Source organism: Longimicrobium sp. (assembly GCA_036389135.1).
GTDB lineage: Bacteria > Gemmatimonadota > Gemmatimonadetes > Longimicrobiales > Longimicrobiaceae > Longimicrobium.
The window spans coordinates 91,170-107,198 of record DASVQP010000001.1; the positions used below are offsets into that span (position 1 = coordinate 91,170).

Below are 16,029 nucleotides of genomic sequence, written 5' to 3' on the forward strand. Positions count from 1 at the left end.
GTCAGTCACCGAGTGCCTCGGCCAGGGGCCGCTCCGCCACGACCGTGGGGGCGGCCGCCGCTTCGGAGCGCAGCTTCTCCACCCGCTGCACGAGCCCCGCGACGGTGGGGGTCTCGAACAGGGTGCGCATGGGCAGCTTCACCCGCAGCGCCTTGCGCAGGTGCGACACGAGCTGCACGGCGACCAGCGAGTTGCCGCCGATGGCGAAGAAGTCGTCCTCCACGCCCACGCGGCTCACGCCGAGCACGTTCTGCCACACCTCCACCAGCCGCTCCTCCATCACCGTGCGCGGCGCCACGTAGCTGGCGTCCGAGGCGGCGGACTCCGCCGAACCGCCCTTGCGGTTGGAGCCGGCGCCGGAGTGGTACTCGGCGGCGACGCGCTTGACGCGCTCCTGCACCGTCGCCACCCGGATGGGAAGCACGGCCACCTGGCGGCCGATGTTGCCGGCCAGCACGCGGCGCAGCGCCCGCACCCCCTCCACGGGGCTGATGCTCTCCTCGCCGGAGCCTTCGGGGTTGGTGTCCTGCACCGCCGGCTTGCCCGCGCTGAGGTTGTTGGAGACCTCCTCGCGGTCCACCCGGCGCAGGGTGAAGTCGTCGATCTCCACCAGCACCCTGCCGTCGGTGTCCATCAGCGTGACGGCCGCGGAAAGGAGGCCCGGCGTGGGCGACTCCTGGTAGCGCAGGTGGCTGTAGAAGGCGGCCGGGAGCCGGTCCAGCACTACCACCTTGCCGTAGGCCAGCGGCAGGAAGCTTCCCTCGCCGTTGAAGAAGCCGAACGAGGTGGCGATGTCCAGCAGCGCCGGGTTCAGGACCCAGCGGTCCAGGTCCGCGGCGGCCGCGGGGGGCGCCTCGATGAGCGCCAGGTCCTCGCCCTTGCCGGTGTAGGTCTCGCGCAGGCAGTCCCAGCGGGTGCCGTAGCTCACCACCCCGGTGCGGTGCCCCTCGGAGACCGCGCGGCCCGGGGGTATCAGGCGGCTGCGCTGCTTGATGGCCGCCACGTCCACAGTGGCGCTCTCGCGGCGCTGCACCCACTGGCCCCGGAACTCGGCCAGCATGCGGCCGGGCCCGTCCTGGATCTGGAAGTCGCCGTCCGCGTCCATCGTGATGCGGTAGCGGGCGGTCTCGCCGTCGGGCACCCCCAGCGGCTCCAGGAAGCTGAGCTCGCTGAGCTCCACCACCGCGTCCCCGCCGGGGTTCTGCACCAGGAAGCTGACCGCGGCGCGGGCGCACTCCAGGTGCGCGGTGCCCGGCATCACGGCCACCCCGCCGATGCGGTGCTCGTCCAGCACCCAGTGGCTGTCCGGCCCGATCTCGCCCTGGATCATCTCCTCGCGTCGCGCGGTGAGCACCGGGTGGTTGATGGCCGCGTTGGCGGACTGGTCCGGACGCAGGTGGGCGGTGGCGCGGGTGGCGATCTCGGCCGCCATCCCCACCTCTTCCCACCGTCCCCAGTTCATGGAGATCACCTGCGCGTTCCAGCCGTGGCGCGAGCGGGCGTAGGCGTCCTGGAAGGCGTTGGCCGCGCAGTAGTCCGTCTGCCCCATGCCGCCCGCGACGGCGGTGATGGAGGAGAAGAGGAGGACGAAGTCGAGCGGGAGGTCGCCGAACACCGCCTGCAGCGCCAGCGTGCCGGTCACCTTGGGGCGCATCACGTCGGCGGCCGCGGCCACCTCCTTGACCTCGATCATCCCCATCCCCGCGCGCCCGGCGGAGTGGACGATGCCCGCCATCTTCCAGCCGTTGACGTCGATCTGGTGGCGCACCGCACGAAGGTCCGCCAGCTCCGCCACGTCCGCCGTCATCACGGCGACGGTGGCCCCGGCGCGCTCCATCCGGCGGATCGCCGCGATGGCGCGTCCCGCGCGGTCGATGACGCCGTGCCGGGCGAGGTGGTCCTCCCACTGCTCGCGCGGCGGCAGCACGTCGGTGCGCGAGATCAGCACGATGACGCCGCGCGTGCGCTGCGCCAGGTCCTCGGCCACCTTGATGCCGATGCCGCCCAGGCCGCCGGTGATCAGGTAGCAGCCGCCCTCGCGCAGCTCCGGCTCGTCGTCGTCCAGCGTCACCTGCGCGAAGTCCAGCCCCCAGCGCCTGCCCGCGCGCACGGTGATCTCGCTGGAGCCCTGCACCGGCCTGCGCAGCTCGGCGATCATCTCCTGCGGCTCGGTGCGCGCGTCCACGTCGATGCGCCGTATGGTGAGCCCGTTCACCTCCAGCGGCGCCACCCGCGAGATCCCGCCCAGCGTGGCGTGCTCGGGACGGCGCAGCCCGCCCGAGACCGCGTCCTCCGTCTCCGAGGTGATCAGGTCTACGTGGATCTCGCGGCTCGACGCGGCGATCGCCTTCACCAGCGCCAGGGCGCTGAAGTAGCCGACCTCCTGCGCTCGCCAGGCGGCGTCCAGGTCCGTGCCCGCCGGCTCGCCGTCCAGCGCGCAGGCGTGCACCACCCGCGCGGGGGCCGGCTCGGCCAGGCTGTACTCCTCGCCGTGGCGCACCACCGTCACCTCGGTGCCCGCGGCGCGCAGGGCCTCGGCCAGCGCGTCGCCGCGAGGCCCGTCCACGAAGACCATGCACGACTCCAGCGCCTCCGTGCGCTCGCTGGGGCGCAGCGCACGCCAGGTGGGCACGGCGAACCACTCGCGCGGCACCAGGGGCGCGGTGCCGGTGTCGCCGGCGCTGTCGCGGTCCTGGAACTCGGCGCTGTCCGGCTCCACCCAGTGGCGCACGCGCTCGTACGGGTAGGTGGGAAGCTGCACCCGGGCACCGGCCGGCCCGAACCGCTCGGCCTCCAGCTGCACACCGGCCACCCACAGGCGCCCGGCCGCGGCGTAGAGCGTCGCCACCTCCGGCTCGCTGCGCGCCATGTCCGGCAGGCTCTGCACCGGGGGCGCGGAGTCACGCGGAAGCTGCGACCGCACCAGCCCGCTGAGCTGCCGCCCCGGGCCACACTCCAGGAAGGTCCACGGCCCCTCCACCTCGCGCAGCGACGCCACGCAGGCGGCAAAGCGCACCGGCTGGCGCAGGTGGCTCGCCCAGTACGCCGGGTCCACCGCCTGCTGCGGCGTGATCCAGGTGCCGGTGACGTTGGAGAGGAAGGGGAGCGACGGCACCGACCGCACCGTCTTGGCGACCTCGGCCTGGAACGTCTCCAGAATCGGGTCCATCATGGCGGAGTGGAAGGCGTGCGAGGTCTGCAGCTTGCGCGAGCCCACCCCGTCTGCCTCCAGGGTGGCCGCGAAGGCCTTGATCGCCGCCGTCTCGCCGGCCACCACGCACGCGGGGCCGTTGACGGCGGCCACGGTGACCCCCTCCGGCAGCCGCTTGATGAGGTCGGCCTCGTCCAGCATCACGGCGAGCATGGAGCCGGCGGGGAGCGACTGCATCAGCCGTCCGCGCACCGCCACCAGCCGCAGCGCGTCGTGCAGGGAGAAGACGCCGGCCAGCGTGGCGGCCACGTACTCGCCGATGGAGTGGCCGATCATCGCCGAGGGGCGCACACCCCAGCTCTCCCACAGCTTGGCGAGCGCGTACTCCACCACGAAGAGCGCCGGCTGCGTCCACTGCGTCTGGCGCAGCAGCTCACCCGCGTTGGGGTCGAAGTAGATCTTGCGGAACTCCGCGCCCAGCACCTCCATGCACTGGTCGATGGCCGCCGAGTACGCCGGCTCGGCCAGGTACAGCCCGGAGCCCATCCCCACGTACTGCGCGCCCTGCCCCGGAAAGAGGAAGGCCACCTTGCCGGGGACGGTCACCTCCCCCGTCATCAGCCGCTTGGGATCGCGCAGCGCCGCCGCCGCGTCGGCCGTGTCGCGGGCCACCACCAGCCCGCGGTGCTTTCGCTCCGTACGCCCCACCCGCAGCGTGAAGGCGACGTCGCCCAGGTCCGCGCCCGGGTTCTCGTCCAGGTGGCGCGCGAGGTTCGCCGCCATGGTGGCGAGGGCGGAAGCGGAGCCGGCGGAAAGCTGCAGCGCGTGGGCCTCGGCCGGCGCGCGCGTGCTGGCCACCCGCGGGGGCGCCTGCTCCATCACGATGTGCGTGTTGGTGCCGCCCACGCCGAACGAGCTGACGCCCACCCGCGGCGGCACGCCGTTCCCCTTGAGCGCGGAGAGCGAGCCGACCACGTAGAACGGGCTGTTCTCGAAGTCGATGTTGGGGTTCGGGGTCTCGTAGTGCACCACCGGCGGGATCATCTCGTTCTCCAGCGCCAGCACGGCCTTGGCGATCCCCACGATCCCCGCGGCCTGGCTGAGGTGGCCGATGTTCCCCTTCACCGACCCGATTCCGCACCACTGCCGGTCGCCGGTGGAGGCGCCGTAGACCTGCGACAGCGCCGCGACCTCGATGGGGTCGCCCATGGCGGTGCCGGTGCCGTGCGCCTCGACGTACGAGATGGTGCGCGGGTCGATGCCGGCGCTCGCCACCGCCTGCGCGACGACCGCGGCCTGCCCCGCCACGCTGGGGGCCGAGAAGCCCACCTTGGACGCGCCGTCGTTGTTGATGGCGTTGCCCAGGATGACGGCCCGCACGTTGTCGCCGTCAGCGATGGCGTCGGCCAGCCGCTTCACCAGCACCACGCCGGCGCCCGAGCCCCACAGCGTGCCCTCCGCGGCGGCGTCGAACGGGCGGCAGTGGCCGTCGGGAGAGGTGAAGCCCTCCACCGATGCGTAGCCCACGCCGTGCGGGAGCTCGATGTTGGCGCCCCCGGCCAGCGCCATCTCGCACTCGCCGTTGCGCAGCGCCTCGCACGCCAGGTGCAGCGCCACGGCCGCGGTGGAGCAGGCGGTCTGCACCGTGAGGCTGGGGCCGCGCAGGTTCAGCTTGTACGAGGCCGTCGTAGCCACGTAGTCCGGCGAGTTGGAGACGGTGACCGAGAGCTGGCCCCCGGCGCCCGACCAGAACTGGCGATTCTTGCGGAGGTTGAGCCACTGGTAGCGCAGGTGCCCGGCGCCGGCGTAGACGCCCACGGCGCCCTCGAAGCGCGCGGGGTCGTAGCCGGCGTCCTCGAAGGCGGTGTTCGACAGCTCCAGGAACGTCCGGTGGTGCGGGTCGGTGAGCTCCACCTCCCGCTTCGTCATCCCGAACAGCTCCGCGTCGAACGACTCCATGTGCGGCATCACCGGGGCAGCCGACACCCAGGTGGGCTGGTCGAGCGTCGAGGCGCTCACGCCCATCGCCATCTGCTCTTCGCGGGTGTAGAAGCGGATCGACTCCTTGCCGTCCACCAGGTTCTGCCAGAACTCTTTCTCGTTCTCGGCGCCCGGCACCCGCACGGCGAGCCCGATGATCGCGATGGGCTCGACGCTCGCGGCGTCCGTATGGGTGCCGTCGTCGTGTGTATGCTGTTCGTTATGCACGGTGTCTCCTTCCCCGGTTGCGGGCCCGCTGGGCGGCGATCAGTCGCGCCGACCCGATGAGCTCGGACTCCTTGGCTCCGCCGTCCAGATGGACGGCGAGCTGTCGTACGGATGGAAATCGGAACAGGTCGATGAGGGCTACGGGCCTGCTCGCTGCCTCGCTGAGGCGGGCCTGCACCTGCACCAGGGAGAAAGAGTCACCTCCGATGTCGAAGAAGTTGTCGGTGGCGCGCACGTGCGGAACGTCCAGCACCGCGCACCAGACGTCTGCCACCATGCGCTCCGTGGGCGTGGGCCCCCCGATGGACGGGGGGAGCTGCACCGGCGCCGGGGGGGCGACGGCGGCTTCGCTCACGCAGTCGGTGCGGAAGCGGGTCGGCGCCTCCGCGATCGGCCGCTCCGGGGCGGCGGCCAGGTGGGTGAGGAGGTCCAGCAGGTCGGCCCCCAGCCTGCGGATGCGTTCCGCGGCGTAGAGGTCGGAGTCGTAGCGGAGGTCCAGCGCCAGCCGGCCGCCCCGTTCCACCAGGTAGACGGTCAGCTCCACGGGGGCGCCGCGCATCGGCACCGTCAGCGCCTGCGCCTGCACCCCGTCCAGCGCGAGCCGGGGCGGCCCGAAGCTGTAGGCGTTGAACACCACCTGCACCAGCGGCGAGACCCCCGGCTGGCGCGTCACGCCCAGCGCGTCCACGATCTGCTCCAGCGTGGCGCCGGGGTGCGCGCTGGCGGCGCGCAGCTCCTCGCTGGCCGCGCGCACCGCCGTGGCGAAGCTCCCCTCGCCCGAGGCGCGCAGGCGCAGCGGCACGATGTCGATGAAGAAGCCGACGACGTCGTGGGTCGCGGCCAGCCCGCGGTCGGCCACCACGGCGCCCACCAGGCGGTCGGTGGAGCCGTCGAGCCGGTGCAGCGCCTGGGTCAGCGCCGCCAGCACCACCATCGGCGGGGTCACGCCCAGCGCGCCGGCAAGCTCCCGCACCGAGCGGTCGAGCGCCTCGTCCATGTCGATGCCGAGCGACGTCCCGTTGTTGCTGCGCAGGGGGAGCGGCGCGCGATCGTGGGGGAGGTGGAGGGCACTCGGGGCGCCGCGCAGGTGCTCGGCCCACCAGTGCAGGTCGGTCTCCGCGCGCGCCACGTCCCGCGCCGCGCGCCAGGCGACGTAGTCCGCGAAGCCGAAGTCCAGATCCGGCAGCCGATGCGAGCCGCCCGTGGTGATCTGGCGGTACGCGGCGGAGAGGTCCGCGTTGAAGATCTCCTGCGACCAGCCGTCCATGATCGCGTGGTGGAACGACAGCACCAGGACGTGGTCGTTTGGCCCGACGCGGTACAGCACGGCGGACCAGAGCGGGCCCTTCGCCAGGTCGAACCCCTGGCCGACGGTGCGCGCGAGCACCCCCGGGATCTCCGCTTCGGCGATCTCCACCACCGGCATCTGCACGGCGACGGGGCGGTCGCACACGGCCACCGGCTGGCCCTCCTCGTCGGTGATCCTCCAGCGGAGCACCGTCTGCCGCTCGGCCACCGCGGTCAGCGCCGTGCGCAGCGCGTCGGCGTCCAGCTCGCCGCGCAGCCGCTCGGCGAAGACGACGTTGTACGCCGCGAAGCCCGGCATCAGCTTGTCGAGGAACCACAGCCGCCGCTGCGCGGCCGAGAGCATCGGAAGCTGCCCGATCACCAGCTCGGCTGCCTCCAGTGGCGCCGCCACCGACACCCGCTCGGTGAGGGCGTCCAGCGTGCGGGCCGCGAAGATGTCCGCCACCTCCAGGTCGCGCCCGAGCTCTCCCCGGATGGCGGCGGCCAGGCGCATCGCGTCCAGCGAGTGACCGCCGAGCGCAAAGAAGTCGGCGTCGCGCGCGGGCGCCTCGCCCCCCATCACCCGCTGCCAGAGCACCGCCACCTCCGGCGGCGCCGCGTCCGCACGGCCCGGGGCGGCCTTGCCGTTCCCCTTGCCGTTGCCGTTGCCCAGGATGTGCGAGGCGAGCTCGGCCAGCCGCTTGCGGTCGATCTTGCCGCTCACGGAAAGCGGAAGCTGCTCCACCCACTCCAGGTGGCGCGGCACCATCGCGGAGGGCACCCGCGCGGAGACGAAGTCGCGGAGCTGGTCGGCTCCGGGGCGCCGCCCGTTCGCCGGCACCAGGAAGCCGACCAGCTCGGTGTTCTCCCGCACGGTCGTGGCGACCACCGCCACGCTGCCGACGTCCGGGTGCTCGCGCACCGCGGCCTCCACCTCGCCCACCTCCACCCGCTGGCCGCGCACCTGCGCCTGGCCGTCGCGGCGCCCCACGAACGCCAGCCCGCCGTCGGGAAGGAGCCGCACGATGTCGCCCGTGCGGTACATCCGGGAACCCGGCACGTGGCTGCCCGGCTCCTGCACGAAGCGCTCTGCGGTGAGCGCCGGCTGGTTCAGGTAGCCGCGTGCGACGCCGGTGCCGGCGATGCACAGCTCGCCCTCCTCGCCCGTCCCCACCGCCGCGCCGTCCTCGCCCAGCACGTACAGCCGCTGCCCCGGAAGCGCCGAGCCCAGCGGGAGCGGGGTCGTCCACTCCCCGCTCAGCTCCGTGGCGACCTGCACCACAGTGGCCTCGGTGGGGCCGTACGCGTGGTAGAAGCGGCACCCCGAGCCCGAGGTCCACTTCGCCACGAGCTGCGACGGCACCACCTCGCCCCCCACGATCAGCGCCTCCAGGCTGGAAAGCGCGGATGGCTCCAGCAGCGCCGCCAGCCCCGGCGGCGCCGCCGCCCAGGTGACCTGGTGTTCGCTCATGAAGCGCTGCAGGCGCGATGGGTCGGCGCGGTCGTCCTCGTCCACCAGCTGCACCGCTCCGCCGTGCGCCAGCGGCACCAGCAGGTCGTAGCACGATGCGTCGAAGGCGAGCGAGTGGAGCGCCAGCGCGCGCATCTCCGGCCCGATCCCGTTGAGCCACACCGGGCACCCCGCCACCCAGTCCGCGAGGTTCTGGTGCGTGGTGAGCACCCCCTTGGGCTGGCCGCTGGAGCCCGACGTGTACATCACGTACGCCAGGTTCTCCGGCCCGGCGAAGCTCGGGCGGATCTCCTCCGGCTCCACTGCGGCGTGCGCGGGGCGGCGCGGGTCCACGAACAGGAAGTCCCCACCTTCCAGCCGCTCCCGCCCCGCCGCGTCGGCGATGACGATACGGGCACCCGCGTCGGCCAGGATGCCGCGCGCCCGCGGCCCTGGGTTGGCGAGGTCCACCGGCACGTACGCGGCGCCGGCGAACCAGACGCCGAGCAGCGCGGCGAGCGTGTCCGGCTCGCGGCCCGCGCACAGCCCCACCATCGTCTCCGGCCCCGCGCCCAGGTCGCGCAGCTCCTGGGCGATGGCGGCGGCGCGCGACACCAGGTCGCGGTACGTGAGCACCGTGGCCCACTGCCGCACGGCCACCGCTTCCGGGGTGAGCCGGGCGTGCGCGAGGATCACCTCCGGGAGCGTCCGCCGGGCGTGGAGGTGCTCGCCCGGCCGAAGTGTATCAACCATGGTCACTCACCTGGAGCCGCAGCTCGCTGAAGTATCGGTTTCCATCCCCGTCCACCACCCACGCCTGCTCCGGGGTGGGCAGCATCTCGGTCACCCGCAGCGTCACGCTTCCGCCCGTCACGTCTCCGCTCGCCTCGGCCATGCCGCGCAGCAGCGAGGCGAGCGCCCGCACGTAGTGCGGCGAGCGGAAGTCCACGTAGATCGGCTTGGTCTCGGTGCTCACGCGCACGAACACCCGCTCCGGCAGGCCTGCACGCGCCCGCCACCGCCGCGCGGCCAGGAACCGCTCCGCGTCGCCCGTCACCCTGGCGAGCCCGGTTGCGGCCACCGTGGTCCGCCACGCCTCGCGCGCCACCACCAGCCGGTCGAGGGTCACGCGCGGGGTGTGCGGCCGGCCGCCCAGGATCTCGAACCCGTCCACCACCTTGGTGGCCAGCAGCGGCCCGAACACCTCCAGCAGCGGCCAGCTGCGGCCGTCCGGAGCCCGAGCGGTCAGCTCGCCGGTCGCCGCGTCGGGCGACACCAGCAGCGTGGCGGCGGGCACGAGCCGGTGCGGGAGCCCGCCCGGCGCGGCGGTGAAGCCGAGCTGGCCGTCCGTCGGCCCGGCCAGCACGGGCGCGAGCCGCCCCGTGCCGCGCGGCCAGTCGGTGGGGTAGAGCAGCCGCATGCGGTTGGGCCCCAGGTCGGCCGCCAGCGCGTCCACCAGCTCCTGCGGCGCCGGGTGGAAGTCGGCGAAGAGGGCGTTGTCAAAGGTCGGCCAGGCGGTGTGCATCTCCCCGAGCACCACCGAGAAATCGCCCCGGTTGAGCGCATCCGTGCTGGCCGCGCACAGCAGCACGTCCGGGCTGTGCAGCCGCCCCGCGGACCACCCCGGCCCGCGCTCCGGAAAGATGCGCTCGAAGTGCGGCGCCATCTCCTCCGAGCGCAGCTCCACCTGGGCGACGTCGTCGCGGTCCGCGCCCGCCAGCCGGAAGAGCGTCGCCCAGCGCTGGTGGAACGTCTCCACCGCCGCGTCGGCCGGCCGGTCCTCCTCGCCAAAGAACATCCCCTGGGCGAGGAACCAGATCTCCGCCAGGTTCACCGGCTTGCCGCCCTGCGATCCGGCCAGCTCGTCGTACAGCTCCCGGAGCGCGACCGTGTGCACCTCGGCCAGCTCCGCGCACAGCCAGCGGGCGGCGCGCAGCACCAGGTCCAGCGGCGCCACCACCGCGTCCAGCAGCCCCGCGCCGAAGCGCACGTCCAGGTCGCGGACGGTGTCCTCGTAGCAGAGGTGCCGCCCGGCGTAGTGCTCGCCCGGACGCCGGTGGGCCATCTCGCCGGTGGTGTCGGTGAAAACCTTTTCCAGCTCGTACAGCGCCGTGCGCAGCGCGTCCGGGTCGCCGGCGGCAGCCGCCACCCCGTCGCGGGCGTCCTGCAGCCCGCGCAGCGACGCCGCGGCCCTGTCGCGCACCGCCGGATCGCCGATGGCGTCGATCTGGGCCACCAGCGCCGCCTCCGCCCCCGGTTCGGTGGGGATGTCGAAGTCCCAGCGCAGCAGGCCGGTCTCCGCCAGCCGCTCCATCAGCAGGTAGCCGTCGTCTAGGCGGGGACCCAGCGAGCGTGCGACCTCGGCGGCCGTCCGCTGGCCGTCGCAAGCCGTCATCACGGCAAGCTCCGCCGGCGAGAGCACGCGGTCGGCCCTGGGGGGCCAGTGCACGGACCTGCCGACGATCGCCAGGTGGGGCTGCCGGCGCGGGCGCAGCCAGGGGCGCAGCGCCGGGTCGGCCCCCAGGAAGTCCGCGAACGCCTGCACCGCCCACGACTCCAGCGCCACCCGCCGGTGCCGGATCAGCCCCGGCCCGGGACGGGCTTCCACCAGCTCCGGCATGCTCGCGTCCACGCGCGCCCAGCAGACGGGGCCAAAGAAGCCGATCGTCTCGTTCTTGGCGCAGTACCGCTGCCAGTAGCGCAGTACGGTCGACTCCCGGTGCCGGGCCACGGTCGGCCGGTAGCGGGTGCCGGAGGCGAGGCCGTCGAGCGTGTGCCGAACCACCGGGTTCTGCCAGGTGACCGCCTCGCGGAAGCGCGGGTCGACCGCGATTTCCCGGATCTGCTGGCTGCCGGCGGCGGTCGCCTCGTTGAAGCACGCGTCGTACGCGGTGCGGTCGCCGCCGCTGGCGAGCCAGGCATCGGCCGCCACGGCGCACTCGGGAGCGGTGAAGCGGTCGAGCCCCTCGGCGGGGAAGCCGGTGGTGCGCAGGATGGCGTCGCGCCACACGGACCAGCGGCCGAGCGGAACGCGGTGCTCCGCCCGCGCCTGGGCCGGGGCCGGTGCGGGCACCGGGACCGCGGCCGGAGCCGGAGCGGTCGGGGTGGGAGCGGGAGCCGGCGGGGGCGCGGCCGTCGCTGTGGCCGAAGCAGTGGCCGGCCTGCCGTTGGGCAGCGCGCCCTGCATCAGCTTCACCATCTCCGCGAGGTTGTCGCGCGGAAAGAAGTGGCCGCCGGGGAGCACGTGCAGCGTGAAGCCCGCGCTGGTCTGCGCTTCCCAGCCGGCCATCTCGTGCAACGGCGCCGTCATGTCCTGGTCGCCCGCGAAGCAGACGATGGGGATCGGCAGCGGCTCCGCGTCCAGGTAGGTGTAGCCGTCCAGCCAGGTGAAGTCGGCCCGCAGCGTGGGGAGCAGCAGCTCCAGCAGCTCCTCCTCCGCCAGGACCTCGGCGGGGAGCCCGCCGCCGTCGCACAGGCGGGCGATGAACTCCTCGTCTTCAGCCAGCGACAGGCCGTCCAGCACCCCGCCGCCGGTGATGTGGGGCGAGCGGCAGCCGCTCACGTACAGCACCTCCGGCAGGCGCGCGCCGGACGCGCGCAGGCCGCGCACGACCTCGAAGGCGAGCCGCGCGCCCATCGAGTGGCCGTAGAGCGCAAAGGGGCCGGTGGTCGAGCCCAGGATCGTCGCCGCGATGGCGTCCGGATCGACCAGCGCCTCCTCCATGATCCGGTTCTCCCGCCCCGGGAGCTGGATCGCGTGCACCTCCATCGATGGCCCGAACGCGGCCGGCCAGCGGGCGTACGCACTCGCCCCGGCACCCGCGTGGGGGAGGCAGAACAGCTTGACGGCCGCGCTCCGCCGCGGGGTCGCCGTCGCGACCGTGGCCGGGCGCACGGGGGTATCGAACATGGTCATGACGGATCCTCCACGCCCTGCGCCCAGAAGCGATGGCGCTCGAATGGGTAGGTGGGGAGCGGAATACGCCTTCCCGGGGGGCCGGCATCGGGATTGTCGTCGGGCCCCGCGTCGTCGCCCGGGCCGCCCGCCGCGATCGACGCGAGCCCCACCTTCGCCTCCTCCAGGTCGATGCACCTCACGGCCGCCCCAAAGAGGAACCGGGCCCGCCCCGTGGCCAGGGTGAACGCCACCTCCGCGATCGGCGGCGCGACCGCCTCCAGGTGCTCACCCAGCCGGCCGGCCATCTCCTTCAGCGCCTCGGGCGAGCGGGCGGAGAGCCACAGCACGTGCTCCCCGTCGTCGCCCGTCTTGCGCGGGGCGACGGCGTCCGTGCCGGAGACCAGCACGTGCGCGTTGGTGCCGCCCATCCCGAACGAGCTGACCCCGGCGATCCGGCCGCAGCCGGCCTCGTCCTCCGTCGGCCAGGGGAACGTCTCCGTGGGCACCACCAGCGGGCCGAAGTCGACCTGCCGATTGGGTTTGGTGAAGTGGAGGTTCCCGGGGATCGTCCCGTGCTCCACCGTCATGATCGTCTTGATGAGCCCGGCGATTCCCGAGGCCGCGTCCAGGTGCCCGATGTTGGTCTTCCCCGACCCCAGGAACACCGTCCGCACCGTCTCGTTGTTGAAGACGCGGCGGAGCGCCGTCACCTCGATGGCGTCGCCGAGCAGCGTTCCGCTTCCGTGCGCCTCCACGAAGCCGATGTCCTCGGTGGAGAGATCCGCCACCGCGAGCGCCTCCACCACCGCGGCGGCCTGTCCGTTCACCCCCGGCACGGAGTATCCGCCGCGGTCCGAGCCGTCGTTGGTAACCGCCCAGCCGCGCAGCACCGCATGGATGTGGTCGCCGTCTTCCAGCGCGTCGGTCAGGCGCCGCATCACCACCGCGCCCGCCCCGCTCCCGAACGCCGTGCCCGTCGCCTCGTGGTCGAACGCCCGCACCACGCCGTCCGGCGCGGCCATCCCGTCGCTCGTGTCGCCGGCCTCGGGAAGGTGCACCCGGCTGCCGCCGGCGATCGCCATGTCGCACCGGTAGTCGAGCAGGCTCTGCGCGGCCACGCACACCGCCACCAGCGACCCGGAGCACGCGCTCTGCACCGCCATCGTGGGCCCGCGCGCGCCGAGCTGGTATGCCACCAGCGCGGGCATGTGGTCGGCCGTCTGGTGCGGCGGCAGCGGGTGCACTCCCGCGCGCATCTGCATCATCAGGTACAGGTTGAGCGAGGTGGAGGCGAAGACGCCGATGGAGAGGTCCACCTCGGTCGGCAGGTATCCGCTGTCCTCGAACGCGGACCAGGCGACCTCCAGGAACATCCGGTGCTGCGGGTCCGTGTACGTCGCCTGCGCGGCGCCGAAGCCAAAGAACTCGGCGTCGAAGTCGGCGATCCCCGCCGTCGCCGTGCGCGAGGAGTCCACCCCCGCCACCAGGTTCTCCCAGTACTCCCCCACGTCCTCGGCACCGGGGAACCTCCCCGCCATGCCGATGATGGCGATCTCGTCCGCTTTCATTGGCCCGCTCCGGCTGAACGCCGCTGCTGGGCAATGCGCCGGGCAGCCATTCGTTGCGTGATCACCCCGCGGTCCGGCGCCTTTCCGGCGCCGTCGTCCTGCAGCCGGGCGATCCCGGCGATGGTCGGGTGCCCGATCAGCTCGATCAGCGGGATCTCGCGGCCCATCGCCTGCGCCAGCCGGTACTGGAGCCGCGCCAGCATCAGCGAGTTGCCGCCGGAGTCGAAGAAGCTCGTCTCCCGGTCCGCCTGGCCGATGCCCAGCACCTCGCACCAGATCCCTCCCACCAGCTCCTCCCGCTCGCCCACCGGCGGTGCGTGCGCGCCAGGCGGCGTGTACGGGGGCGGCACGTTGGCCAGCAGCTCCAGCACGTCCACCTTGCCGCTCACCGTAAGCGGAAAGGCCGCGACGGTCGAAAGCCGTTGCGGCAGCATGTGGGTGGGCAGCCTCTGCGCGAGCATCCTGCGCAGCTCGGCCGCGCCGGCGGTGGAGCCGGCGGAGGGCCGCACGAACGCGAGCAGCTCCTTGGCGCCGGTGGCGTCCGGGTGCGCCACCACCACGGCGCGCACCACCCCGTCCAGCGCCTCGAGCGCGGCTTCCACCTCGCCCAGCTCCACCCGGTTGCCGCGCACCTTCACCTGGCGGTCCATGCGGCCCACGTTCACGTACTGGCCGTCCTCCAGCCGGCGGACCACGTCTCCCGTGCGGTAGAGCCTGCCGTCGGCGCCGAAGCGCTCCACCGTCGCCGCCGCGTCGCCCCAGTAGCCCAGAGCCAGGTAGTCGCTGCGGATCGCCAGCTCCGCCGGCCCCAGCGGTCCGTCGCCGGTCAGCGGCGTGCCGTCGACGAGGCTCAGCAGCACCGGCACGTAGCCGTTCAGCGGCCGCCCGATCGGCAGCACCTCCCGCTCCGCCGGCTCGGTCGCTTCATCGTCGGTCAGGCTCACCCCCACGGGGATGTGCGCCTGCAGGGTGAAGCTGGCCTCGGTGGCGCCATAGCCGTTCACGAAGACGCACTCCGCGCCGAAGTGCGCCCGCGAAAGGCGCAGGTCGGTGCGGGTGGTCTGCTCCCCGCCCAGCAGCACCAGCCGCACCCTGGGCAGCCTCACCGAGGGGCCCTGCGTCTCCACCAGGAAGTCGACCAGCGAGCGGAAGACGGTGGGCGTGGAGTGGTAGACGGTCACCTCGTGCTTTGCGACGGCGGCGGCGAGGCGCGCGATTCCCTGCGTGCGCACGTCGCACAGCACCAGCGTCGCGCCGCTCAGCAGCGCCCCGTACAGGTCGCTCACCGCCATGTCGTAGCTGAACGAGGTGACCAGGCTGAGCCGATCACCGGGGGCGAGCTTCAGGTTGTTGATGTGGTTTGCGATCCCGCGCAGCACGCCGCGGTGGCTGTGGAATACGCCCTTGGGCCGTCCGGTGGAGCCGGAGGTGAAGAGGATGTAGGCGGGCTGCGCGGGATCGACGGAAGCGCGGGCGAAGCGTGCCGGGGCTGCCGCGTCGATCTCATGGACGTGCGAGGTGCCGGCGAGGGTCGCCGGTACGATCTCCTCCGCCAGCTTCCGGTGCCGTTGCCGGGTGACGATCTCCGTCGCTCCGGCCTGTTCCAGCATCGCCCGCAGGCGGTCCGGGGGGTAGGTCGTGTCCAGCGGCACGTAGCACCGCCCCGCGCCCAGCGCGCCGAGGATCGCCGCCACCATGTCCAGGCCATGATCGAGCAGAAGACCGATCGGCTCGCCGGCTTTCGGAGGTCCGCGCGAGCTGATGGTTGTAGTCTGGATCAGTGAGGCGATGCCGCCGGCCAGCTCCGCCAGCCTGGCGTAGGAGATCGAACGGTCGCCCTCGATCACCGCGGTGTGGTCGGCATGCTGGCGTGCGGCGATGCCGAATGCCGCCGCCAGAGTCAGGTTCCGCTCGAATTGCATCGACATCTTTCCTGACAGGCTCTGGGTGGACCAGTGCACCGCTGGGGGTAGGTTGGCATTACTGCTGCAGCGCTCCAGGCGCGTTCAACAGCTCCTCCAGCCCGCCTGCAGGATGTCAGTGGCAAGGTAAAGTCGAACGTGTGTATGCACGGACCAACAAAACGGCTCGCGTGTTTCCGCTCTGGAATGCTGCATGCTAGATGCATGCCGGGTAAGCCCTTTTCTGACCCAATATTGCGCCCGGCGTCGGCAACTCCCGTTTGCGTAAGATCGAAACCTGCGTTGCCGAATTCCCTGGCGGAGCAGATGAAAGGCGCCATCTAAGGATTTGCCGAATGGCTTGAAAACGATCTCCATGTTTTGGCCGCTTTCAACCTATGGCTGAGTGCCGCTCCGTTTACGCGGCGGCGAGCAGCACTCCGGTGCTCCGGAGGGAACGCTCCTGATCGGCCAGCGTGTTTTACTGCGGGACGGATGTATCTGACCGGCTGCACACGCCTCGAAGAGACAGAAAAGGGAGCCAGCTTGTAAGCCGGCTCCCTCTC

At 72.8% G+C, this 16,029-nt stretch carries 5 protein-coding genes; all 5 read right to left on the bottom strand.

Annotated elements, in window-relative coordinates; genetic code table 11:
- Position 1 precedes the first annotated feature (1 nt).
- From VF584_00390 to VF584_00410, 5 genes are read right to left on the bottom strand one after another with little or no spacing between them, the layout of a single operon-like run.
- Positions 2–5,359, bottom strand: coding sequence for a beta-ketoacyl synthase N-terminal-like domain-containing protein (locus tag VF584_00390; GenBank protein HEX8208610.1), 5,358 nt, complete (start codon positions 5,357–5,359; stop codon positions 2–4).
- Complete coding sequence (locus VF584_00395; protein ID HEX8208611.1) at positions 5,352–8,849, bottom strand: amino acid adenylation domain-containing protein; 3,498 nt, start codon at positions 8,847–8,849, stop codon at positions 5,352–5,354. Before VF584_00395 ends, VF584_00390 begins: the two co-directional genes overlap by 8 nt.
- Positions 8,842–12,012 (bottom strand): thioesterase domain-containing protein, encoded by a 3,171-nt coding sequence (locus VF584_00400; protein ID HEX8208612.1) that lies wholly within the window; start codon positions 12,010–12,012, stop codon positions 8,842–8,844. Before VF584_00400 ends, VF584_00395 begins: the two co-directional genes overlap by 8 nt.
- Positions 12,009–13,562 (bottom strand): beta-ketoacyl synthase N-terminal-like domain-containing protein, encoded by a 1,554-nt coding sequence (locus VF584_00405; GenBank protein HEX8208613.1) that lies wholly within the window; start codon positions 13,560–13,562, stop codon positions 12,009–12,011. Before VF584_00405 ends, VF584_00400 begins: the two co-directional genes overlap by 4 nt.
- The gene (locus tag VF584_00410) at positions 13,559–15,490 is read right to left on the bottom strand and encodes a non-ribosomal peptide synthetase (protein ID HEX8208614.1); all 1,932 of its coding nucleotides are present in this window, start codon (positions 15,488–15,490) and stop codon (positions 13,559–13,561) included. Before VF584_00410 ends, VF584_00405 begins: the two co-directional genes overlap by 4 nt.
- Positions 15,491–16,029: the final 539 nt, after the last annotated feature.

Coding starts and splice junctions, on each gene's coding strand:
- VF584_00395 (HEX8208611.1), bottom strand. CDS start 8,849: ATGGTTGATACACTTCGGCCGGGCGAGCACCTCCACGCCCGGCGGACG.
- VF584_00410 (HEX8208614.1), bottom strand. CDS start 15,490: ATGTCGATGCAATTCGAGCGGAACCTGACTCTGGCGGCGGCATTCGGC.
- VF584_00405 (HEX8208613.1), bottom strand. CDS start 13,562: ATGAAAGCGGACGAGATCGCCATCATCGGCATGGCGGGGAGGTTCCCC.
- VF584_00400 (HEX8208612.1), bottom strand. CDS start 12,012: ATGACCATGTTCGATACCCCCGTGCGCCCGGCCACGGTCGCGACGGCG.